General features: G+C 71.6%; 22 protein-coding genes, 1 tRNA gene and 1 pseudogene. 4 read left to right on the plus strand and 20 right to left on the minus strand.

The annotated features are described in order from the left end of the window. Window positions 1-144: 144 nt before the first annotated feature. The 4 genes from ABZ904_RS07235 to ABZ904_RS07250 all read right to left on the minus strand — a co-directional run bounded on the left by ABZ904_RS07235 (window position 145) and on the right by ABZ904_RS07250 (window position 3898). Complete coding sequence (locus ABZ904_RS07235; RefSeq protein WP_359391555.1) at window positions 145-609, minus strand: DUF3592 domain-containing protein; 465 nt, start codon at window positions 607-609, stop codon at window positions 145-147. Between the two features lie 144 nt (window positions 610-753). After that, window positions 754-1377, minus strand: coding sequence for a lytic polysaccharide monooxygenase (locus ABZ904_RS07240; RefSeq protein WP_361821677.1), 624 nt, complete (start codon window positions 1375-1377; stop codon window positions 754-756). Between the two features lie 119 nt (window positions 1378-1496). Continuing rightward, complete coding sequence (locus ABZ904_RS07245; protein WP_359391557.1) at window positions 1497-2636, minus strand: SPFH domain-containing protein; 1140 nt, start codon at window positions 2634-2636, stop codon at window positions 1497-1499. An 89-nt stretch (window positions 2637-2725) separates the two neighbouring features. Continuing rightward, on the minus strand, window positions 2726-3898 hold the full coding sequence (locus ABZ904_RS07250) for a peptidoglycan-binding protein (protein ID WP_361821680.1): 1173 nt from the start codon (window positions 3896-3898) through the stop codon (window positions 2726-2728). 224 nt (window positions 3899-4122) lie between these two features. Between ABZ904_RS07250 and ABZ904_RS07255 the strand changes: the two genes are divergently transcribed. Then, window positions 4123-4196, plus strand: a tRNA-Lys gene (locus ABZ904_RS07255). Window positions 4197-4286: 90 nt separating this feature from the next. Beyond that, window positions 4287-4982 (plus strand): FCD domain-containing protein, encoded by a 696-nt coding sequence (locus ABZ904_RS07260; protein WP_359391559.1) that lies wholly within the window; start codon window positions 4287-4289, stop codon window positions 4980-4982. Window positions 4983-5088: 106 nt separating this feature from the next. Here ABZ904_RS07260 and ABZ904_RS07265 read toward each other — a convergent pair whose 3' ends face one another. The 12 genes from ABZ904_RS07265 to ABZ904_RS07320 all read right to left on the minus strand — a co-directional run bounded on the left by ABZ904_RS07265 (window position 5089) and on the right by ABZ904_RS07320 (window position 16272). Then, on the minus strand, window positions 5089-5754 hold the full coding sequence (locus ABZ904_RS07265; protein ID WP_360991580.1) for a class F sortase: 666 nt from the start codon (window positions 5752-5754) through the stop codon (window positions 5089-5091). A 3-nt stretch (window positions 5755-5757) separates the two neighbouring features. Beyond that, complete coding sequence (locus ABZ904_RS07270; protein WP_359391561.1) at window positions 5758-6342, minus strand: hypothetical protein; 585 nt, start codon at window positions 6340-6342, stop codon at window positions 5758-5760. Window positions 6343-6486: 144 nt separating this feature from the next. After that, the gene (locus ABZ904_RS07275; protein WP_359391562.1) at window positions 6487-7266 is read right to left on the minus strand and encodes an HAD-IIA family hydrolase; all 780 of its coding nucleotides are present in this window, start codon (window positions 7264-7266) and stop codon (window positions 6487-6489) included. A 48-nt stretch (window positions 7267-7314) separates the two neighbouring features. Beyond that, entirely contained in the window at window positions 7315-8376 is a 1062-nt protein-coding gene (locus tag ABZ904_RS07280) for a 2-aminoethylphosphonate ABC transporter substrate-binding protein (protein WP_361821685.1), read from the minus strand. A gap of 50 nt (window positions 8377-8426) precedes the next feature. Beyond that, window positions 8427-9224: an ABC transporter permease subunit gene (locus tag ABZ904_RS07285; RefSeq protein WP_360991572.1), complete on the minus strand. Its 798-nt coding sequence runs from the start codon at window positions 9222-9224 to the stop codon at window positions 8427-8429. Beyond that, the gene (locus tag ABZ904_RS07290; protein WP_361821688.1) at window positions 9211-10029 is read right to left on the minus strand and encodes a 2-aminoethylphosphonate ABC transporter permease subunit; all 819 of its coding nucleotides are present in this window, start codon (window positions 10027-10029) and stop codon (window positions 9211-9213) included. Before ABZ904_RS07290 ends, ABZ904_RS07285 begins: the two co-directional genes overlap by 14 nt. Further along, window positions 10022-11071 carry an ABC transporter ATP-binding protein gene (locus ABZ904_RS07295; RefSeq protein WP_359391566.1) on the minus strand — a complete coding sequence of 350 codons (1050 nt, stop codon included), beginning with the start codon at window positions 11069-11071 and terminating at the stop codon, window positions 10022-10024. The genes ABZ904_RS07290 and ABZ904_RS07295 overlap by 8 nt, the downstream gene beginning before the upstream one ends. Beyond that, a complete protein-coding gene (locus ABZ904_RS07300) occupies window positions 11068-11760 on the minus strand; it encodes a phosphonatase-like hydrolase (protein WP_361821691.1) in 693 nt (230 codons plus the stop codon). The genes ABZ904_RS07295 and ABZ904_RS07300 overlap by 4 nt, the downstream gene beginning before the upstream one ends. A gap of 8 nt (window positions 11761-11768) precedes the next feature. After that, window positions 11769-12890, minus strand: a complete 1122-nt coding sequence (locus ABZ904_RS07305) for a TIGR03364 family FAD-dependent oxidoreductase (RefSeq protein WP_361821694.1) — start codon at window positions 12888-12890, stop codon at window positions 11769-11771. A gap of 174 nt (window positions 12891-13064) precedes the next feature. Beyond that, window positions 13065-13820 (minus strand): GntR family transcriptional regulator, encoded by a 756-nt coding sequence (locus tag ABZ904_RS07310; protein WP_359391569.1) that lies wholly within the window; start codon window positions 13818-13820, stop codon window positions 13065-13067. 59 nt (window positions 13821-13879) lie between these two features. Beyond that, window positions 13880-14677 carry a hypothetical protein gene (locus ABZ904_RS07315; protein WP_360991563.1) on the minus strand — a complete coding sequence of 266 codons (798 nt, stop codon included), beginning with the start codon at window positions 14675-14677 and terminating at the stop codon, window positions 13880-13882. A 422-nt stretch (window positions 14678-15099) separates the two neighbouring features. Next, window positions 15100-16272 carry an ROK family transcriptional regulator gene (locus tag ABZ904_RS07320; RefSeq protein WP_361821863.1) on the minus strand — a complete coding sequence of 391 codons (1173 nt, stop codon included), beginning with the start codon at window positions 16270-16272 and terminating at the stop codon, window positions 15100-15102. A gap of 110 nt (window positions 16273-16382) precedes the next feature. Here ABZ904_RS07320 and ABZ904_RS07325 point away from each other — a divergent pair, with 110 nt between their 5' ends. Next, window positions 16383-17468, plus strand: a complete 1086-nt coding sequence (locus tag ABZ904_RS07325) for a Gfo/Idh/MocA family oxidoreductase (RefSeq protein ID WP_360991560.1) — start codon at window positions 16383-16385, stop codon at window positions 17466-17468. Beyond that, window positions 17465-17938, plus strand: a complete 474-nt coding sequence (locus ABZ904_RS07330) for a heme-degrading domain-containing protein (protein ID WP_359391573.1) — start codon at window positions 17465-17467, stop codon at window positions 17936-17938. The genes ABZ904_RS07325 and ABZ904_RS07330 overlap by 4 nt, the downstream gene beginning before the upstream one ends. A gap of 314 nt (window positions 17939-18252) precedes the next feature. Here ABZ904_RS07330 and ABZ904_RS07335 read toward each other — a convergent pair whose 3' ends face one another. The 4 genes and pseudogenes from ABZ904_RS07335 to ABZ904_RS07350 all read right to left on the minus strand — a co-directional run bounded on the left by ABZ904_RS07335 (window position 18253) and on the right by ABZ904_RS07350 (window position 21001). Beyond that, window positions 18253-19110, minus strand: coding sequence for a fumarylacetoacetate hydrolase family protein (locus tag ABZ904_RS07335; protein ID WP_361821699.1), 858 nt, complete (start codon window positions 19108-19110; stop codon window positions 18253-18255). 151 nt (window positions 19111-19261) lie between these two features. Further along, a pseudogene (gene yidC, locus ABZ904_RS07340) lies at window positions 19262-19973 on the minus strand (membrane protein insertase YidC). A gap of 120 nt (window positions 19974-20093) precedes the next feature. Continuing rightward, window positions 20094-20414, minus strand: coding sequence for a DUF6412 domain-containing protein (locus ABZ904_RS07345; RefSeq protein ID WP_361821702.1), 321 nt, complete (start codon window positions 20412-20414; stop codon window positions 20094-20096). 41 nt (window positions 20415-20455) lie between these two features. Next, the gene (locus tag ABZ904_RS07350; RefSeq protein ID WP_359391576.1) at window positions 20456-21001 is read right to left on the minus strand and encodes a helix-turn-helix domain-containing protein; all 546 of its coding nucleotides are present in this window, start codon (window positions 20999-21001) and stop codon (window positions 20456-20458) included. Window positions 21002-21120: the final 119 nt, after the last annotated feature.

Raw genomic sequence — 21120 nt, forward strand, 5'->3', positions numbered from 1 at the left:
CTGCGCGGGACGAGTGCGCGGACAGCGCGAACCTGGCTCGCCATCGTTGTTTTGCCCGGCTGCGCCGCGCGTGGTGGTGGCTTCGCCACCCACACCCCCCCCCGCCGCGCGCCACGGCGAACCGCCTGGGTGCGTGCGCCTCCGCTACGGCATCCCCGCGAACGGGGTGTCGCCGGCGAAGACCTCTGTGTAGGTCACCATGAAGCCGATGCAGAACGCGACGATCACCCCGAGGAAGACCAGGATGCCGACCGTGCTCGCCAGGGCCTTGGCCCGGGCCGGCGGGTGGGCGGTGGCGTGTTCCGGGTGGGCCGCCGTGTAGTGGACGGGGACGATGTCACCCTCGACCGTCGTCCCCGGTCCGCCCGCCTCCTCGAAACGGACGGTACGGCCTTCGCGGGTGGTGAACTCGTACACGTGGTGCAGTGTCGTCGTCACGGAGTCCTCATTGCGACGTGTGGTCGTGTACGTCCGCAGACAGCGCGCCTCGGCGGTCAGGCCGCTGTTCCAGTTGCTCCGCAACCGCAGCGAGCGGCGGATCACCCCGGCCGCCGCGACCAGCGCCATGGCCATGATCAGGCCCGGCACCACATAGAACAGAAAATCCATCGCTTCTCCCCCGAGTCCGGTACGACTCCACGCACGCGGTCATGGTCATGACGGCGTGCGTGGAACGTACCCTCCCGGGGAGCCGGTGCTCCTCAAGCAATGCTCAGAAGGCACGCCCGGCACGAACCCGGGACAGGACTCCGGTCAGAACGTGACGTCCGCACAGGAGTAGAACGCGTTGGCGGTGTCCGCGATCGTCCACACGCCGAGGATGACGTGGTGCCCGCTCAGCCCGGTCGGCAGGGTGCCGCTGTGGCTGAGAGTGGACGGCGGACGCTGACCGTTGTACGCGACCGTCAGGAACGGGGTGGTGTTCAGGTCGGCCCGGGTCAGGGCGTGGTTCTGGTTCCAGCCCTGCTTGGTGACGTAGTACTTGAAGTCGGTCGTCGCGTGCGAGGCGGTGAACTGCCAGCGGAAGGTGTAGCTCTGACCGCCGGTCACCCGGATGGTCGGCCAGGCCGCGCCCGAGGGTGTCCTCGGCTGGTCGAGCGCCCCGAAGTTGGTGTGGTTCGCCGAACATATCTGCCCGTCGTTCGGCCCGGCCGCGGGGAAGCCCTTCGGGCCCTCGACGCTCTGCGGCTCCCACTGGATGTCGCCGCAACCGGTGACGATGCCACCGTTCGCGGCGCACATCTTCTGCCGGCTGAGGGGCTGGTCGGTGTAGCCGTGGGCGTCGGCCCCGCCGGTGGACAGTACGAACGTGCCGGCGGTGGCGAGGCCGACCACGGCCGCGTACCACTTCGCCTTCCTGGTCGCATGGATGCGCATGCTGCTGCTCCTGGAGGATGTGGGGAGTTCCTTGAGCCGTGCGCGCAGCGTTCAGGTCTAGACCAAGTCCCAGATTATTGCCGGGAGTTGAACATGTCCATACCAATCCGGCGCGGCTTTCACGCCCCGTCCGCGGTCCTCCCCGTGTAGAACGCGACCGTCAGATCCTTCACCAGCGCCTTGCGCTCGTAGTCGTCGAGTTCGACCAGGCCCCGCCTCGTCAGCCGGACCACCGTGTCCTCGACCGAGTCGACGACCGAGCTGAGCACCGTGTCGCGGTGCTGGGCCTCGAGCGCGGCGATACGGCGGCGCTGCATCCGGGCGGCGACCTCGGGGGCGTACTCGATCCGTGTCGGCTGCACCACGAACACCTCAAGGCCGACCGGTTCCGCGTCCGCGGCCACCAGCCGGGTCAGCGCGTCGCCGACCGCCTCCGCGTTGCGCAGGCTCACGATGGCCGTACTGCCGGGCACGTCGGCCGGCACCTGCGGCAGCACACGGGCCAGCGCCGCCTCGACGCACTCCCGCAGATAGGCCTCGTGGTCGTCGATGCCGAGCATGGCGCGCGCGGTGTCCCGGACCAGCCACGTCACCATCAGGACCACGTGCAGCGCGACCCCGTTGGCGTCCACCGCGGGCATCGGCTCGCTGCGCCAGTGCCGCACCCGCACATCGGCCCGTGTGCGCAGCACCAGCGGATTGACCCACACCAGGCCGGTACGGCGGATCGTGCCCCGGTAGCGCCCGAACACACTGAGCACCCAGGCGCGCCCGGTGTGGCCCCGCATGAGCCCGCCGAAACCGAGGAGGAAGAGCAGGCCTGCCCCGATGTAAGCGGCCAGTTGCGGCAGCCCCACCCCGACGGAGACGGACGCCGGAAGCTGCAGCAGGCTGAGCGCGGCCGGCGACACGAAGCCCACCCACCACGAGATGACCCCGCAGGCGGCCACGCCGGCCAGACCGACCAGCACGCCGAGCGCACCCGGCAGCACCCGTGCGGGCCGCTCCACCAGGTCGGGGTCGAGGTCGGGTGGCTTGCGGCCAGGCGGGGTCGAGGGACGGACCTTCGGCTGTTCGCCGGTGCCGAGCCGCCGCCCCACCACCGTCGTGTTGACCGGCACCGCGGCGTCGGGGTCCTCACGGAACAGCAGGTGAACGGGGATGTCGGTGGTCGAGTCGCCGTGGATGAGCCGGGCCTGCCGGGCTTCCGCTTCGTCCGGCGCCTCTTCGGAATCCGGGTGCTGCGATGTGGTGCTCATTCGTGCCTCCTTGCCTTGGCCCCGGAGTGTGGTGACGGGGCGCGGAATACGGACCGGGAAAGGGAGTTCGGAAAGGGCCGGTGGCCAGGTCAGGAGAACAGGCGCCGCCAGGTATCCGGCCCGGGGTAGCCGTCGGCCTCGGCACCGTGCCAGCCCTGGGCCCGCTGGAACGCTTCGACATTGCGGCGGTCCGGCTCGCCCCAGTGCGGCCCGGGCCCGCCGGTGTAGTGCCTGCCGAACCCTTTTTTGATCAACCGGCGACCCAGCCGCGTGACATACGGGTTGTGTGCGCCCGGCCGGAACATGCCCAGGCCGGGAAAGCCGGGCACCAAGGTCCGGGATGCGGCCCGCAGTTCGTCAGCGGTCATGGAGAGCCCGGCCATCGGCATGTCCTCGCCCTTCTTCTGTGCCATGGACCAGGCCGTCGCGCCGGGCCCCGCGACCGCGCCCGCTCCGGACAGGGCGCCCGCGTAGCCGTCCACCGTGGCCGGATCGTCGTCGGTCAGCGGCAGGTCCTTGTCCCCGAGGCCGGCCTTGCTCTCGGTGACGTTCTTGTAGCGGTAGGGGACATAACGGTCTGAATTGGACCAGTACGCATAGGGGGTGGCCTGCTTCCGGGCCTTCGGTGGGGTCTCCTCGTAGGCCGTGTACTGCGTGTGCGTGTAGTCCGTCCAGCCGCCGAAGATCACCACGTGCGACCCGCGTTCGGGGTCGTCGACGTTGTGGAAGAGGAGGATGTCGCCCGGCTGCAACTGCTCCTTGGTGATGCGGACGCCGAACTTGTCCAGGCTGCCCGTCCATTCGTTGGTGCCGAGGTTCCAGGCCATCGAGACGAAGCCGGAGCAGTCCTGCCGGTAACCGTCCGACCAGTAGTCGTCCATGCTGTACGGCACCCCGGCCGCGACCCATTGCTTGGCCCGGTTGATGATCTGGGCACGGGTCGTCGCGGGCGCGACGGCGGCGGCAGGCGCCCCGGCGGGGCCGTTCAGCGGGGCCGTGTATCCCTGCGGGGTGTCCGGCGGCTGGTCGCCACGGGGGGCACCCGGGCGGGGCGGCGCGTGGGTGGTCGCCACAGCCGGTGCCGCCTGGCCCGCACCGAGCACCGCGGCCACTGCGGCGGCCAGCACGATCGTCGTGCGGGACGTCACAGGGCCGGAGCGCCCGGTGCGGCATGCCGGGAGGAGAGCGCGGCGCCAGTGAACACAGCCGGGGCAGTCGCAGCCGGACGCCGGATCGAATTCCTCGAACACCGGAGTCCGCATGCCGCGTCCTTCACCCTCACTGTCGCCACCTTGGAGGATTTGTACTGTTTTCTGCATGTATGTCAGTTTCACTAACTGGACGGCGGAATCGTGGGATGACGGCCCGAATGTTGCGGGCGTTCCGTTCCTCCGGCGGTACGGGCACCCGCCGGACGGAGGCCGTCATGAGCCGTCCGTGGTCCGGAGCACCCCGTCGTGTCGGGTAGAGTTCTCCAGGTCAGCAGGCGCCGCTAGCTCAGTTGGTTAGAGCAGCTGACTCTTAATCAGCGGGTCCGGGGTTCGAGTCCCTGGCGGCGCACGACCGGAAGGCCTCTCGCGAGAGCGGGGGGCTTTTTCGTGTCCTCTCGCGCCCGACAAACCGCTCGATGCGCCCCGCTACCCTCTGGCCATGGCACGCGACCTGCAGGAGCGGATCAAGAGGCTCATCGTCGACCGCCGGCTGCCCCCGGGTGCGACGCTGCCCACCGAGTCCGAACTGATGGCGCTGCTCGGAGCCAGCCGGAACTCCGTGCGCGAGGCCCTGAAGGGGCTCCAGGCGATGGGCATCGTAGAGATCCGGCGTGGTTTCGGCACCTACGTCGGCCCGATGTCCCTGGCCCCGATGGTCGAGGGCCTCGCCTTCCGCACGGTCGCCGGGCACCACCGCGGCGAGGACAGCCTGCTGGAGCTCCTCGAACTGCGCGAGGCGGTGGAGTCGGGACTGGTCTCACGCCTGGCCGGCCGGCTGCCGGAGCGCGATCTCGTCGAACTGGGCGCGCTCGTGGACCGCATGGAGCAGCAGGCCGCAGAAGGGGCCTGCCTCGCCGAGACCGACCGCGCCTTTCACTCCGCCCTCTACCGAGGGCTGGGCAACGCCCTGCTGGGCGAGGTGCTGGAGGCCTTCTGGGACGCGTTCCACCGTGTCCGTACGGATCTGGTGGACCTGCCGCAGGACCCGAAGGTCACCTGCCGGCAGCACCGGGAGATCCTTGGCGCCGTGCGGTCCGGGGATTCCGCACGAGCGGAGAAGGCCATAAGGGAGAACTTCCTCGGCATCCGCACCCGACTGACCGCAGCAACCGCCCCGGGCGGTGGGACCTCGTAGCGCTCAGGAGGCCAAGGGTCGCCGGCGCATGCGAGTCGGGGGACGCGGCGAGGGCGGGAGGGAGCGCATTGTCGACGGAGGCGACCGGCCCCGCCGAGGGCGGATGTCACCGGCCGGTGCCCGTCAGGTACGCCGACACCACCACGTTCGCCGAGTAGGTCCGGCTCACCGGGTCATAGGTGCCGCCGCAGGTCACCAGCCGCAGCTCGGCCCGGCCCGGCTCGCGTGTCCCGTACGCCTGCCGGGCGTCGAAGCCCTCGCGGGCCAGGACCTTGACGTCCTCGACGGTGAACTCCGCGATCTGCCCGTCGTCGCGGGCCACCCGGACCTTGGCTCCCGGTCGCAGACCGCTCAGCCCGTAGAAGACGGCCGGCTTGGTGTCGGTGTCCAGGTGCCCGACGAACAGCGCGGTCCCGGCGACGCCGGGCGCCACCCCGGCCTGGTACCAGGCGACGACGCCCGGCTGGTCGTAGGGCGGCGCATCCGGCGCTCCCTGCCCGTCCAGCCCGCGCGGCACGACCGGTGCCCGCACCCCGAGGTCGGGGATGTCGACACGCAAGGGCACCGCCCGCCGCAACGGCTCCGCGGCAGGCGGCAGTTCGGGCTGCGGGGGACGGCCGACTGCGGCCATGTCGCCGGTCATCGGGGCGAAGATCCCCTGGCGTACGTCGGTGACGTCACGACCCCACTGCCACAGCCCCAGCAGCAGGACCACCCAGGCGACACCCATCAGCATGCGTCCGGTGACGGAGGAACGTTCATGTACCGACATGGCTCACTCCGCGCCTCTGCCCCGGTGGGCACTACGGGCCACGACCGCGGCGCACGCGACGCCGGCGAGGACGAGGCCGATGATCGCGTGCAGGGCGCCGGGCCCCGCGACCCGGGCGCCGGCGGACGACCCGCGCGCCGTACCGCCGCCGCCCGCGTGCACCGGGGCGGTCGGCGAGGAGGGGGCGGAGGGCGGGACCGTCGGGATGGCGGAGGCGGAGCCGCTCGGGGAAGGCTGGGCGGACGGCGCGGTCGCCGTCGGTCCGGCGACGCTGATCACGCCCTTGACCTCCTGGTCGTCGCAGGCGACGGTGACGGAGTAGGTGCCGGGCGCCAGCGCGGTGCGGACCCGGGTGTCACCGGTCAGCAGGCCGTCCTCACCGACGAGCCGCGCATCCGCGACGAACGCGTCCGATGTGGCGGTGCCGGTCACACCGGGGCAACCCCGTACGGCCAGCTGGATGTCGGTGCCGGGCGCGGGGGAGGCAGGGGTCATCCAGACGCCCTGCTGGTCCGCCGCGTACGCCATCGGAACGAGAGCGGTCGCGACAGCGGCCCCAGCACACAGGGTGAGCCGTAGTGAACCCATCGTGAAACCTCCCGATACCAGGAGATTCCCCTTTCAGGCACTCCGGCGCATCCGGACGGGACCCCCGGCTACTCCGTCCGGGTGCCGGGGGACCTGTGCCGAGCGGGCCTCGGACGCGGCTCTCGTCGCCACCCGCAAGCGATGTCAGGCGAGGTCGACGAGGTCCGCGATGGAGTTCACGATGTGGGAGGGGCGGAACGGGAACCTGTCGATCTGCTCCGGCGTGGTCAGCCCGGTGAGCACCAGGAACGTCTGCATGCCGGCCTCCATGCCGGCCAGTACGTCGGTGTCCATCCGGTCGCCGATCATCGCGCTGGTCTCGGAGTGCGCCCCGATCGTGTTGAGCCCGGTCCGCATCATCAACGGGTTCGGTTTGCCCGCGAAGTACGGCTTCTTCCCGCTCGCCTTGGTGATCAGCGCGGCGACCGCGCCGGTGGCGGGCAGCGGGCCCTCGGGGGACGGGCCGGTCTCGTCGGGGTTGGTGCCGATGAACCGGGCGCCGCCCTTGATCAGCCGGACCGCCTTGGTCATGGCCTCGAAGGAGTAGGTGCGGGTCTCGCCCAGGACGACGTAGTCGGGTTCCTGGTCGGTCAGGATGTAGCCGATGTCGTGGAGCGCGGTGGTCAGCCCGGCCTCGCCGATGACGTAGGCCGAGCCGCCCGGGCGCTGGTCGTCCAGGAACTGGGCGGTGGCCAGCGCCGAGGTCCAGATGTTCTCGACCGGTACCTCCAGACCCATCCGGCGCAGCCGGGCGTGCAGATCACGCGGGGTGTAGATGGAGTTGTTCGTGAGCACCAGGAACGGCTTGCCGGACTCACGCAGCTTTTTCAGGAAGGCATCGGCACCGGGGATCGGAACACCCTCGTGGATGAGCACACCGTCCATGTCGGTGAGCCACGACTCGATCGGCTTGCGCTCTGCCATGTGCCATCTCCTGCCCTACGTGGTGCTGCGTGAGTCCCAGCGTAGCGATCAGCTGTTCGTGGCGGACTTCCAGTCGTCGACGTACGTCTGAAGGTTCTTGTCGATGTCGTTCCAGTCCGGCTCGAAGACCTCGACGCCGTCCATCAGCTTGGTGAGGGCGATGGCGTTGGCGTCGGTGGCCTTGACGTCCGTACGGGCGCTGAAGCCGCCGCCGATCTCGCTGACCTGCTGCTGCGCAGTGCGGCCGAGCATGAAGTCGAGCAGCTTCTTCCCGTTCTCGCTCTGCGGGGCCTTGTTCAGGAGAGCGGCCGCGTACGGCAGGGCGAAGGTGGTCGCCTTGCCGCCCTGCTTGGCCGGGAACCAGATGCCGAGGTTCGGCATGCTCTTGGACTGGGCGTAGTTCATCTGGACGTCACCGTTGGCGACGAGCAGTTCGCCCTTGTCGATCTTGGGCGCGAGCTTGCCGGTCGACGCCGACGGGCCGACGTTGTTGGCCTGGAGCTTCTTCAGGTAGTCGAGCGCCGCCTGCTTGTCGCCGAAGTCGTGCATCGCCTTGACCAGCACGGCGGTTCCGTCGCCGGCCACACCGGGGGTGGAGTACTGCAGCTTGTTCTTGTACTTCGCGTCGAGCAGCTCCTCCCAGGTGGTGGGGGCCTGCTTCAGCTCCTTCTTGTTGTAGACGAACCCGAAGTAGTTGTTGACGACAGAGGTCCAGGTGCCGTCGGCCGCCTTGTCGGCGCCGGAGACCTGGTCGGAGCCCTGCGGCGCGTACTTGGCCAGGAGCCCCTTGCCGTCGGCCTGCTGGATGAACGGGGGCAGGGTCACGAGCACGTCGGCCTGGGGGTTGCTGCGCTCGCGCAGGGCGCGCTGCACCACCTCGCCCGAGCCGCCCTCGACGTACTTGACCTTGATTCCGGTCTGCTTCTCGAAGTCCTTGAAGACGCGGTCGTACCAGCCGTCGTTGTTCTCGCCCTTGAGGCCGTCCGCGCTGTAGACGGTGACGGTCTTGGCGTCGGCGGCGGAGGAGTCGCCACCGCAGGCGGTGAGAGAACCGGCGAGGACGAGGCTGCCGAGGACGGCGGCGATCGGCTTGATGTGGTTTCTGGGCATGACGAGATGAACTCCTTGCGTGGACGGGAGAGCCGGGGTGGAGCGAGCGGTCACCGGTAGGCGGCCCGGGTACGGATCCGGGCCACGGCGAACAGGACGAGGAGGGTGGCCGTCATGAGGACGACGGCGAGGGCGGAGCCGGTGAACAGCGAGCCCCGGTCGGTGGCGGCGTAGATCTGCACCGGAAGCGGAGCCCAGTCGGGCGGATAGAGCATCATCGTGGCGCTCAACTCGCCCATGGACAGGGCGAAGCAGAGGCCGGCCGCGGCCGTGAGGGACGGCAGCAGCAGCGGGAGCCGGACCCGCCACAGCACATAGCCGGGACGGGCCCCCAGGGATGCCGCGGCCTGCTCGTAGGCGGGGTCGAGGCGGAGGACGGCCGCGGAGACCGACTGGTAAGCGAAGGCCGTGACGAGGACGGTGTGCGCGAGGATCACGATCCAGCGGGTGCCGTTGAGCAGCACGGGCGGCTGCGAGAAGGCGACGAGGACCGCGAGCCCGACCACCACCGAGGGCACGGCGACCGGGAGTACGAACAGCGCGTCCATCACCCGCTTCAGAGGCTTCGGCAGGGCGTGCGCACCGATCGCGCCCCAGGTGCCGACGGCGAGCGCGAGCAGGCTGGCGGTGACCGCGGTGACCAGGCTGGTGATGAGCGCCTGGAGCGAGTCCCCGTGCGTGGCCGCGGTGTAGTGCGCGGCCGTGTAGCCGGACGGCAGCGCCCCCGACCAGTGACCGGCGAACGACGCGGCCAGGATGACGAGCAGCGGCAGCGCGAAGAGCGGGAGGAAGAGGACGAGGAAGCAGGTCCACAGGGCCCACTTCCCTGTGCGGCTATGCACCAGCACGGCGGCTCACCACCCGGTAGAGGGCGAAGAGGCCCACGGAGACAAGGACGTTGACGACGGCGACGACACAGGCGCCCGGGTAGTCGGACTCCAGGATCGCCTTGCTGTAGACGAGCATGGGCAGCGTGGTGACGCCCTTGGCGCCGGTGAACAGCACGATGCCGAACTCGTTGAGGCAGAGCACGAGGACGAGTCCTCCGCCGGCCGTGAGCGCGGGCAGCGCCTCGGGCAGGATCACCCGGCGCACGATCCGCGCGGGCCGCGCCCCGAGCGACGCCGCGACCTCCACCTGAGCGGTGTCGAGCTGCGAGAACGCGGCGAGGAGGGGCCGCATCACGAACGGCGTGAAGTAGGTGACCTCGGCGAGGAGGACACCCCAGGGCGTGGTGAGGAACTGGAAGGGCCCCGAGGCCGCGCCGGTCGCCTCGCTCCACAGCCCGTTGGCCATGCCCACGCTGCCGTAGAGGAACAGCAGGGCGAGCGTGATGAGGAAGGAGGGGAAGGACAGGAAGACGTCGACGAACCGGGCGATCGCCTTCGCCCCGGGGAACGGGACGAAGGCGATCACGAGCGCGAGGAAGAACCCGAGGAGCAGACAGCAGGCGGTGGCGGCGAGCGCCAGCCAGACGGTGGTCCACAGGGCCTCGCGGAACGCCACGGAGGCGAAGACGTCCGTGTACGGCTTGAGGGAGGTGCCCCCGGTGTCCGGCTGGAAAGACTGCCGGACCACCAGGGACAGGGGGTAGAGGAACGCGGCGGCGAGCAGGACCGCGGGAGGAAGAGCCCAGGCCAGACGCCTAGTCACGGCTCACCCCAGCGGCCAGCAGCACGCCGTCCTCGGGCGCGAAGTGCACCTCGACCGTCTCCCCCGGCGCGGGCGGGCGCCGCAGCTCCCCCACATCGGCCATGACCCGGTGGCCCGCCACGTCCACGTACAGGCGGTGGGTGGCGCCGCGCCACTGGATCTCGCCGAGGACTCCGGCCAGCCGGTTGGGTCCCGGCCCGAGCCGGACGAGGTGCGGTCGTACGCACAGGGTCGCCGCGGCCCCCTTGGCCGCCCCCTGCGTGTCCACCTGCAGGTCGACGCCGCCGAAGGCGACTCCCTGCGCCCCCACGGTCACCGGCAGCAGGTTCGCGTTCCCGACGAAGGACGCCGTGAACTCGGTGCGCGGCGCCCGGTACAGCTCCTGCGGTGTGCCGACGTCCTGCAGCCGGGCGCGGTCCATGACCGCGATCCGGTCCGCCAGCGTCAGCGCTTCGACCTGGTCGTGCGTGACGTAGAGAATCGTCACGTCGGGCAGCTCCCGGTGCAGCCGGGCCAGCTCCGCGAGCATCCCGGAGCGCAGCCGGGCGTCCAGCGCGGACAGCGGCTCGTCGAGGAGGAGCACGCCGGGGCGTACGGCGAGCGCCCGCGCGATCGCGACCCGCTGCTGCTGCCCGCCGGACAGCTCGCGCGGATACCGGCGGGCGTACTCGCCCATGCCGGTCATCTCCAGGGCCTCGGCGACCCGGCCGGGGATCTCCCGCCGGGGCGCCTTCTGCGCCTTGAGCCCGAACGCCACGTTCTCCTCGACCCGCATGTGCGGGAAGAGCGCGTACTGCTGGACGACCATCCCGATGCCACGCCGGTGCGGCGGCAGCCCGGTCACGTCGCGTCCGCCGAGGAACACCCGCCCGGAGGACGGGCGCACAAACCCGGCGACCGCCCGCAGCGCGGTCGTCTTGCCCGAGCCCGAGGGCCCGAGCAGCGCCATGACCTCGCCCGGTTCGGCGGTGAGGTCGAGACCGTCCAGGACGGTGGTCCCGCCGTACGCGACCGACACCCGGTCGAAGCGAATACCGGTCATGCCGCGTCGACTCCACTCAGCAGAGCCGGGAGTTCGGCCACCGAGCCGAGCACATGCGTGGCGCCGGCGGCGCGCAACGCCGTGCCGTCGTGGGCGCCGGTGAGCACTCCGGCCACCAGTCCCGCCCCGGCCCGCACCCCGCTGAGCATGTCGTAGGAGGTGTCCCCCACGACCGCGACCTGCCGGACGTCCTCGGCCGCCCGGGTCCGCACGAAGGCCTCGAGGACCATGTCGGGGTAGGGCCGGCCGCGGCCTCCGGCGTCCGCCGGGCACAGGGTGAGCGGCACCAGATCCCGCCAGCCGAGGGCGTCGAGGATCGCGTCCTGGGTGACCCGGGCGAACCCGGTGGTCAGGACGACGGTCAGCCCGTCGGCCCGCAGTTCCTCGACGGCGGCGCGGGCCCCGGGCACCTCGGAGATGAGCCCTTCGTCGACCAGCTCCCCGTACGCCTTCTCGAAGGCGGCGTTGCCGCGCTGGGCGAGGCTCTCGTCGCCGAACAGATGCCGGAACACGGAGATCTTGGACTCGCCCATGGTGGGGCGTACATAGGCCAGTTTCTCGGCGTGGTCGGCGGAGTCGGGCCGCACGCCGAGTTCGGCGGCGGCCGCGGCGAAGGCGCGCTCGACGAGACCGCCGTCGGCGACGGTGGTGCCGGCCATGTCGAGCACGACGAGACGTATGTCGGTCATGGGGTGAATCACCAGCTCAATTCGTTCGCGGTGGTCTCGGCGATGGCGGGCGCGCAGGTCATTCCGCGCCCACCGGGCCCGGTGACCAGCCACACCCCGTCGCGTACCTGCTGTCGGTGCACGACGCGTGTGGTGTCGGTGCACTGCGCGTACACCCCCGCCCAGCGGCGGCGGGTCTTCGGCAGCGGCCGGCCGAGGAATCCCTCGACGACCTCGGTGAGGTGGTCGTAGGGGTCCTCGAGCGTGTCGAAGGCGAAGGGGTGCTCGTACTCGTGGGTGTCGCCGATGGTCAGTCCGCCGTCGGCACGCTGCACCATCAGCAGCTGCATGCGGTGGGCGGCGGCGGTCGGCGTCTGCGTCTCCTCGGCTTCGAGGCCGTCGAGGGCCTCGCTCCGGTAGGCCGGGTAGTAGCGGAAGCTGTCCCCGTCGGCGACCGAGGTGGGGAGGGGCTCGCCGAGCGGGGCGGTCTGCATCATCTGCAGCCGTACGCGGCGTACGGGCAGGTCGGGTGCCAGTTCCTTGACCAGCCCGCCGAGCCAGGCGCCCGTGCACAGCACGACCGCGTCGGCGCGGTGTACGTCCCCGTGGTCGTCGCGGACCGTGCCGGGGCCGGTGACCTCGCGGACCTCACGGCCCGGCAGGAAGGTGTAGTTCGGGGACCTCTTCAGCGCCTCGCGCAGAGCGAGCTGGGCGGTGCGGGGCTCGACGGCGGCGTCCCGCTCGCAGTACAGAGCCCCTTCGTAGGTGCCGCGCAGGGCCGGGTTCACGGCCCGCGCCTCGGTCGCGGACAGCAGCTTGTAACCGCGCGCGGCCGCGTCCGCACGGGCCAGGGCGGCCTCGGCGACGGCCAGTTCACGGCCGGTGCGGACGAGGGTCAGCGAGCCGTTGGCGCGGAAGCCGAGCGCGGGCACGCGGGCGCCGATCTCCTCCCACAGCTCCCGGGCGCGCAGAGCCGTTTCCAGCTCCTCGCCGCCCGCGCGGCCACTCACCCAGACCTGGCCGAAGTTGCGCAACGAGGCGCCGCGGGCCTCGGCCTCCCGCTCGATCTGTACGACCTCATGGCCGCGTTCCACTGCTTGCCAGGCGTGCATGGTGCCCACCACGCCGCCTCCGACGACTGTCACTCTCACGTCAGCCACGCTCCTTGGAATCGGGAAATCGAAAGGATCTTCCTGGCAACCAAATGGTGAACTGACCTTCAAGTTTGGACTAGACCCGTTATCTTTCCGTGATAAAACACGGTGGGCATGCGACACAAAGCGATGCGAAAAGGGCGGGCACCCGGCCCGCCCCGACCGCCGCCCTCAGCCTCCGAGATGCGCCGAGAAGGAGAACCGGTCCCCCCGGTACAGCGTCCGCACCCGCTCCAGCGGCCGCCCCGTGGTGTCCCGCGAGACACGGTGGATCAGCAGCATCGGCAGGGCCGGCGGGGTCCCGATGAGAAGGGCCTCGCGCGGGGCGGCGAGCACCGTCTCGATGCGCTCGTCGGCGTCGCCGAAGCCGATGCCCTGCTCGTGCAGGTAGCCGTAGAAGGAGGAGTCGGGGTCGAAATCGGTGTCGAGCCGCGGGACCCGCGCCACCGCCACATAGGTGCTCTCCAGGCCGACTCGTTCGTCGTCGGCGAGCAGCACACGCTCCATGTGCCAGACCGGTTCGCCCCGGGTCAGTCCGCTCTCGGCGGCGAGGGTGTCGTTGCAGGGAAAACGGTCGAGCGTGATGAGGCTTCGACCAGGGGTGCGCCCCTGTCTACGGACACCCTCGGTGTAGCTGGCCAGGGACAGCGGCTGCTCCAGCTTGGGCCCGGCGACCACCGTGCCCCTCCCCTGACGGCGCAGCCTCCCCTCCAGCAACAGGTCGCGCAGTGCCTGCCGCACGGTCTCGCGTGCCACGTCGTACCGCTCGGACAGATCGCGTTCGGTGGGCAGCAGCCCGCCCTCGCCCAACTCCGCGACGAGTGCCGCGATCTGTGCCTTCACCGCGTAGTACTTCGGGATGCGGCCGTGCTCGGGGATGCCGGAGCGGACGGGGGCTCCGGGGTCCTGGTCGTTCGGGTAGTCCACGGGTTGATCGTCGCAGACGAATCCGGGTCGCCGGGTCGAGGGGCTGCGCGCCGGGAGGCTCAGCGGCGCCTGCGGAACAGCAGGATGGGCAGGCCCGCGACGATGACTCCGCCCGCCATGAGCAGCAGCCCTTTGAGGACCCCCCTCAGCCCGCGCCCTTGCCGCGGCCCGGTGGAGGCCAGTTCCTCCGCGCCGGGACTGCGCCCTGCGGTGGGCGACGCCGTCTTCCGTGGCGGGTCCGTGCCGGCGCCGGCCGCCCCCACGATCCGGAACCGGTAGTCGTTGGACTCGCCCACCCAGTCCCCGTCGTTCCCGTGGCGCTGCACGATCGCGGCGTTCGCCACGACGTCGTTCGCGGCGGTGCCGGAGGCGATCGCGAGCCGGACCTTGACGGTGAGCGTCCGGCCCGGCGCGATGCTGAAACCGGGGAAGCCGTCGTCGAAGACGCCGACCAGTTCGGCCCGGTCGGTGCGCCGGAAGGTGACCCGGTGCGGGCGGTCACCGTCGAAGAACTCCAGTTCGGGCTGGGTGACCGTCAGCGCCCGCTTGGTGTCCACCAGGACCAGCACCGGGTGGATCGCGCCGCAGACCTGCCCGGTCGTGTTCTTGAGGTCGATGAACCAGGTCTGCGCGGCACCACCGGGCTCGTACCGGGCGGGGCCGCCCTTGATGCTGGTGGCGAGCGGGAAGGAGCCGCCGGCCGGAGCGGTGCAGGTGGCCTGCTGGTCGGCGGCGTACACAACGGCGAGCGCGGACGGGAGGAGGGCGCCGGCGGCGAGCGTGGGCCGGAGGAGGGCGCAGGCCGCGAGCGTGGAGAGCGCCACCAGGGACAGTCGGGAGCGTCTGGACAGTCGCATGGAAGCATGACCGGCCATGGACGGCGGCCCCTGAAGCACGCCACGCCCGACCGGCCTGAGCCCACCGGCCAAGTCCCCTCGATCAGCGCAGCGGCCGGACATCGGCGGGGCGGGGGACGGCGCGGACATCGGTGCGGGCGGACAGTGGCGAGGGCTCTGGACGGCCGGGCACCGGCGCTGGCGCGGCGCGGCCGGACATCGGCGCGGACATCGGTGCGGGCGGACAGTGGCGAGGGCTCTGGACGGCCGGGCACCGGCGCGGCGCGGCTGGACATCGGCGCGGACATCGGCGCGGGCGCGTCGCGACTGGACATCGGCGCGGACATCGGCGCGGGCGCGTCGCGACTGGACACCGGCGCGGCGGGCGGGGGACGGTCGGACATCGGCGCGGTCGGAGCGCGGGCGGGTGCCCGCGCCCGGGGTCAGCCCTCCGCCCGGCCGAACAGCGGCGCGAGCAGCAACTGTGCCGCGCCCTCCGCGACGCCGCGCGCCCGGCCGGGTGCGAGGCGCACGGGGACGGCCGCAGCAGAGCCCTCGCGCCGGGCGCGGGCGTCGAGGACGGCGCCCACTCCCCGTACGAAGGCATCCGGATCGGCGGCGACGGTACGCCCGCCGAGCAGCACCAGGTCGATGTCGAGCAGCCCCACCAGGTTCGCGGCGCCCGCGCCGAGGACGCGCGCCGCCTCGGCCAGGTCTCCGCGTCCGACGGCGGCGAGGCACAGCGCCTCGACGCAGCCGCGGTCGCCGCAGCCGCACGGCGGCCCGTCGAGCTGGATCACCTGGTGCCCGAACTCCCCTGCCCCGGTCCGGGCCCCCCGGTGCACGGTCCCGCCGATGACGAGGCCGGCGCCCAGCCCGGTCCCGAGGTGCAGATAGGCGAACGACGCGTGCGCGTCCCCGTCCACCCCGCCGAGCGCGAGCCCGAGCACGGCGGCGTTGGTGTCCTTGTCCACGACCACGGGCATCGCGAGCCGCCGCGCCAGCGCATCCCGCAGCGGGAACCCGTCCCACTCGGGGAACCCGGTGACGCGGTGCAGCACGCCGTGCAGATGGTCCAGGGGACCGGGAAGCGCGACGCCGACCCCGAGCACAGGCACGGAACTCCCCGCTTCGGCGGACTCCCCCGGCTCCCCGTCGGGCTCCGGTCCCGCCCCCGCTTCCCGGGCGGCACGCACCGCCGCCCCCTGCGCTCGCAGGGCCTCCACCTCCCGGGCCGCGCTCTCCACCACGGCCCGCGCTCCTGCGCCCAGGTCCAGCGGGGCCCGGCGCTCGGCGACCACCGCGCCCGTGAGGTCGCACAGCACCGCCCGCAGTTCGTCCCGGTCCAGATGCAGGCCCACGGCGTACCCGGCCCCGGGCTCCAGCCGCAGCACGGTCCGCGGTTTGCCCCCGGTGGAGGCGCGGCGGCCCGCCTCGGCCACGAGTCCGTCCGCGCGCAGCCGGGCCGTGATCTTGCTGACGGCCTGCGGGGTCAGCCCGGTGCGCTCCGCGAGCTCCAGACGGCTGATCCCGCTCTCCCCCGCCGTGCGCAGCAGATCCAGCACGAGCGCCGTGTTGTGGCTGCGCAGCGCCGGCAGGTTCACTCCGCCCGCCACGGTCCCCGCGACCCCACGCCTGCTTCCTCCGGCCCCCGCATACGTCCTGTTCACGCAGCCATTCTCTCTCGCGCTTGCACTTTGGCAACAGCGTTGCGAAAGTAGTGCCCATGACTGGCACAGCCCCTGGTACCGACACCCCCCTCCGCGTGGGCCTCGTGGGCTACGGCCTCGCGGGCTCCGTCTTCCACGCCCCGCTGATCGCCGCCACCGAGGGCCTCGCCCTCGACACGGTCGTCACCTCGAACCCGGAGCGGCAGGAGCAGGCCCGCGCCGAGCACCCCGACGTGCGCATCGCCGCCACCGCCGACGAACTGTGGCCCCGAGTCGGCGAGCTCGACCTGATCGTCGTCGCCTCCCCGAACAAGACGCACGTCCCGATCGCGACCTCCGCCCTGGAGGCCGGCCTGCCGGTCGTGGTCGACAAGCCGATCGCGGGCACGGCGGCCGAGGCGCGCGGACTGGCGGCGCTGGCCGAGAAGCGCGGCGTGCTGCTCTCCGTCTTCCAGAACCGCCGCTGGGACAACGACTTCCTGACCCTCCGCAAGCTCCTGTCCGAGGGCGAACTCGGCGACGTCTGGCGCTTCGAGTCCCGCTTCGAGCGCTGGCGCCCCCAGCCCAAGGGCGGCTGGCGCGAGTCCGGCGACCCGGCAGAGATCGGAGGTCTGCTCTACGACCTCGGCAGCCATGTGGTCGACCAGGCACTGGTCCTCTTCGGCCCCGCTGCCTCCGTCTACGCCGAGGCGGACATCCGCCGCCCCGGCGCGGAGACGGACGACGACACGTTCATCGCGCTCACCCACACCAACGGCGTCCGCTCCCACCTGTACGTCTCCGCGACCACGGCCCAGCTCGGCCCGCGCTTCCGGGTGCTGGGCTCCAGCGCGGGATACGTCAAGTACGGCCTGGACCCGCAGGAGGCGGCCCTGCGCGAGGGACTGCGCCCCGGCACCGGCTGGGGTCAGGAACCCGAGTCCCTGTGGGGCCGCATCGGTGCCGGCGAGTCCCCGCTCACCGGCGGCGGCAACCCGGTGCCGACCGTCCCCGGCGACTACCCGGCGTACTACGCGGCCATCGCGAAGGCCGTACGCGAGGGCGGCCCCAACCCGGTCACCGCGCTCGAGGCGGCCGCGGCCCTGGACGTCCTCGAGGCGGCCCGGCGCTCGGCCCGCGAGGGTGTGGCGGTGAAGCTGTGACCACGACCGCACCCGAGATCCCGGAACTCGAGGAGCAGGAGCGCCGCCTGACGCTCTCCCGCTTCACGTACGACGACGCATGGGCCCTGGGCACGCTGCTGGTGGAGCTGGCCCGGGCCCGCAAGGCCCCGGTCGCCATCGACATCCGCCGCGGCGGCCAGCAGCTCTTCCACGCGGCGCTGCCCGGCTCGACGCCGGACAACGACGCCTGGATCGACCGCAAGCGTCGCGTCGTAGAGCGCTACGGCTGCTCGTCCCTGCTGGTCGGTACCCGCTTCCGCGCCAAGGGCACGACGTTCGAGGAGTCCTCCCGCCTCGACCCCGACGTGTACGCGGCACACGGCGGCGCGTTCCCGATCACGGTCGAGGGCGCAGGCGTGATCGGCACGGTAGTGGTCTCCGGCCTACCCCAACTGCAGGACCACGCCATGGTGGTGGAGGCACTGGAGCGCCTCAAGACAGAAGGCTAGTCCGCCCCGAAAGGGGCGCGCGGAACTACGCGCTCAACCACCGACAACGGTCAGCGGCCACACACGCACGGCCCCCCAATCCCCGCGCCCCGAAAGGGGCGCGGGGAACTGCGCGATCAACCCTCGACAACCCGCAGCCGCCGCACACGCGCAGCCCCCACCACAGGACCGCGCCCCCATAGGGGCGCGGGGAACTGCGCAATCACCCCCGACGCCCCGCACCCGTCAAACCCCCGCAGCCCCCGCAGCCCCCGGGCCGTCACGCCCAACAGGAGCGCGGGGAACGACGCAAACCCCCCACCCCAGCGGAGCGCTCACGCATTCTTGAGTTCCTGCCGCTGCCGCCCCAACCCCGAAATCTCCAGCTCCACCACGTCCCCGGCCCGAAGGTACGGCTTCGGGTCGGGTTGCCCGAGCGCGACTCCCGCCGGCGTACCGGTGTTGATGACGTCCCCCGGGTACAACGTCATGAACTGGCTGACGTACCGCACGACTTCGGCGACCGGGAAGATCTGCTCCGCCGTGGTCCCATTCTGCTTCAGCTCACCGTTGACCCAGAGCTTCAGCGCCAGGTCCTGCGGGTCCGCCACCTCGTCGGCGGTCACCAGCCACGGCCCGAACGGGTTGAACGTCTCGCAGTTCTTCCCCTTGTCCCAGGTCCCGCCGCGCTCGATCTGGAACTCGCGCTCGGAGACGTCGTGCGCCACCGCGTATCCGGCGACATGCGCGAGTGCCTCCTCGTGCGACCCCAGATAGCGGGCCGTGCGTCCGATGACGACCGCGAGCTCGACCTCCCAGTCGGTCTTGGTGGACCCGCGCGGCACGAGCACGGTGTCGTCGGGCCCGACCACCGTGTCCGGCGCCTTGAAGAAGATCACCGGCTCGGCGGGCGGCTCCGCGCCGGTCTCCCGCGCGTGGTCGTGGTAGTTCAGGCCGATGCAGACGATCTTGCCGATGCGGGCGAGCGGCGGTCCGACACGCAACCCGTCGGCGTCCAGTTCCGGGAGCCCGCCCTCCTCGGCGGCAGTCCGGATCCGGCGCAGCGCCGCCTCGTCGGCGAGCAGCGCACCGTCGATGTCCGGGACGAGAGCCGACAGATCCCGAAGGATCCCCTCGGCGTCGAGCAGCGCGGGCCGCTCCGCCCCCGCCGTACCGACTCGCAGCAGCTTCATGATCCCCATCTCCTCGATCGCGGGCAGCCCGGTCGATGGGTACGGCCTGAGTGCGGCAGGGGACGCAGCCATCGGAGGACTGGTCGATCCTCCAAGGTAGCCGTCCAGTCCGCAATACCCCGTTCACGGACTGGACCGACGTAGCCCGCGCTCAGCGGTACAGCACACTCCGCTCGACCGCGCTCCACGTCGTACTGGTCACCACGTACAGCGCGGCGGCCAAGCGGGACCACCGCCACCGTGACGAGGGTGAAGAACGACAGGAACGGCATGGCCTTGGTGACCGCGCCCAGACCGGGCACCTGCCCGCCGTCGCCGGCCGGGACCGGCATCGCGGCCGTCATCCGCTTCGTACGCCGGTAGTTGTAGGCGGCGACAGCCGCGACGAGCGCGAACAGTGCGAGATGGACGAGACCCGCCGTCCCGAGGAGTCCGCCGTGGCCCAGCGCGTCGGCCCACCGGCCGCCGAGCGGCGCGGCCAGCAGCGAGTGGGTGAGCAGGGCGTTGCTCCGGCCGCCGATCGTCGTGTTCGAGAACAGGTGGTAGAGGAGGAAGAAGGCGGGCAACTGCAGAAGCCCGGGCAGCAGTCCGGACAGCGGCGAGATGTCCTCCTGAGCGTGCAGTTCCAGGACCGCCTTCTGAAGCTTCTCGGGGTTCCTGGCGTGCTTCTTGCGCAGTTCGGCGATCCTCGGCTGGAGCTTGGCACGGGCCTGCTGACCGCGCGCGGCGGCCCGGGACAGGGGGTGGACCAGGAGCCGTACGAGCGCGGTGAACAGGACGATCGCGGCGGCCGCCGCGGAGGCGTGGAAGAGCGGCTGAAGCAGTTCGGCCAGCCGTTCGACCAGGCCGGCGAACACGGACATGAACGTGGACATGGGTGAGCCCTCCGGGGGTCTCGTCGTGCCGGGGTGATGAGAGGTGTCGGCATGACGACCCGCGTGGGGTCACACGTGTGCACCGTACGGAACGAACGAGTGCGTGCCCTACGCGACGGTCGCCGGGAGGGCACGCCCCGGTGCCCGCGGTCGCCTGCGTCCCGGGGCGTCGGGGTCCCGTTGCGGCAGGAACGCCGTACGGTGCTCGCGGTCTCGGATGGCCGTGCGCACCCGGGTCGGCGGCACGGCGGGAGCGCTGCGCGCGGCGATCAGCGCGCACGCGGCGAGGGCGGTGCCGACCGCGCCGGTCGCGGCGAAGGCGACGGCGGCGGCGGCGGCGGGCAGGCTGCCGGTGTCGAGGACGGCGACCTCGAGGAGCAGGATGAGCAGCGCGGCGGCGGGGCGCAGACTCGCCCACATCCGGACCATCGACCGCCCCTCCCCTCTGCCGACCGCCCTTGTGATGTGGCCTACCGCCCTTGTAGCGCCTCGGTCTCCAGCGGCTCCAGCAGCCTCTTCGGCCTGAGGAGCGCCCGGCTGACCGGATCGGCGGGGGCCCGGTCGACCCCGGGTCCCGGCACCATTTCGACGTCCGGGACGGGCACCACGGTTCCACAGACGGGACATTCGCCGTACGGTCCGAGCTCCGTGCCGCAGGCCGCGTGCCGGTAGACGAGCAGGGGCTTCTCGCAGAACTGCTCGCGACCCCAGAGTCCGAGCGAACGCAGGATGGGCCACAGGGCGATGCCGCGGTCGGTGAGGACGTACTCGTCGCGCGGTGGCGACTCCTGGTAGCGGCGCTTCTCGAGGATGCCCTGGGCGGTCAGGGTCTGCAGGCGCGCCGCGAGTACGGCACGCGGCACGCCGAGGTGGACGAGGAAGTCGTTGTAGCGGCGCACACCGTAGAACGCGTCGCGCACCACCAGCAGTGTCCAGCGCTCGCCCACGACCTCCAGCGCCCGGGCGATCGAGCACTCTTGCGTCGCGTAGTCCTTACCCAGAGCCATGCACCCCACTGTACCCAGATTCCGACCGGTTAGTTCATTGACCGAATCGACTTTTCCGAAACTTGGTTCAATGACCGAACCGAGACCTGCTAGGGTCAGCCACAGGCAAGGTTCAATGACCGAACCAA

Source organism: Streptomyces sp. NPDC046900 (assembly GCF_040644975.1).
In the GTDB taxonomy this organism is placed as follows: domain Bacteria; phylum Actinomycetota; class Actinomycetes; order Streptomycetales; family Streptomycetaceae; genus Streptomyces.

What these genes read in the sequence shown, in the direction of transcription:
- ABZ904_RS07325 (WP_360991560.1), top strand. Translation starts at nt 16,383, where the DNA reads ATGACTGGCACAGCCCCTGGTACCGACACCCCCCTCCGCGTGGGCCTC.
- ABZ904_RS07250 (WP_361821680.1), bottom strand. Translation starts at nt 3,898, where the DNA reads ATGCGGACTCCGGTGTTCGAGGAATTCGATCCGGCGTCCGGCTGCGAC.
- ABZ904_RS07260 (WP_359391559.1), top strand. Translation starts at nt 4,287, where the DNA reads ATGGCACGCGACCTGCAGGAGCGGATCAAGAGGCTCATCGTCGACCGC.
- ABZ904_RS07315 (WP_360991563.1), bottom strand. Translation starts at nt 14,677, where the DNA reads ATGCGACTGTCCAGACGCTCCCGACTGTCCCTGGTGGCGCTCTCCACG.
- ABZ904_RS07275 (WP_359391562.1), bottom strand. Translation starts at nt 7,266, where the DNA reads ATGGCAGAGCGCAAGCCGATCGAGTCGTGGCTCACCGACATGGACGGT.
- ABZ904_RS07345 (WP_361821702.1), bottom strand. Translation starts at nt 20,414, where the DNA reads ATGGTCCGGATGTGGGCGAGTCTGCGCCCCGCCGCCGCGCTGCTCATC.
- ABZ904_RS07240 (WP_361821677.1), bottom strand. Translation starts at nt 1,377, where the DNA reads ATGCGCATCCATGCGACCAGGAAGGCGAAGTGGTACGCGGCCGTGGTC.
- ABZ904_RS07245 (WP_359391557.1), bottom strand. Translation starts at nt 2,636, where the DNA reads ATGAGCACCACATCGCAGCACCCGGATTCCGAAGAGGCGCCGGACGAA.
- ABZ904_RS07235 (WP_359391555.1), bottom strand. Translation starts at nt 609, where the DNA reads ATGGATTTTCTGTTCTATGTGGTGCCGGGCCTGATCATGGCCATGGCG.
- ABZ904_RS07335 (WP_361821699.1), bottom strand. Translation starts at nt 19,110, where the DNA reads ATGAAGCTGCTGCGAGTCGGTACGGCGGGGGCGGAGCGGCCCGCGCTG.
- ABZ904_RS07265 (WP_360991580.1), bottom strand. Translation starts at nt 5,754, where the DNA reads ATGTCGGTACATGAACGTTCCTCCGTCACCGGACGCATGCTGATGGGT.
- ABZ904_RS07280 (WP_361821685.1), bottom strand. Translation starts at nt 8,376, where the DNA reads ATGCCCAGAAACCACATCAAGCCGATCGCCGCCGTCCTCGGCAGCCTC.
- ABZ904_RS07270 (WP_359391561.1), bottom strand. Translation starts at nt 6,342, where the DNA reads ATGGGTTCACTACGGCTCACCCTGTGTGCTGGGGCCGCTGTCGCGACC.
- ABZ904_RS07300 (WP_361821691.1), bottom strand. Translation starts at nt 11,760, where the DNA reads ATGACCGACATACGTCTCGTCGTGCTCGACATGGCCGGCACCACCGTC.
- ABZ904_RS07295 (WP_359391566.1), bottom strand. Translation starts at nt 11,071, where the DNA reads ATGACCGGTATTCGCTTCGACCGGGTGTCGGTCGCGTACGGCGGGACC.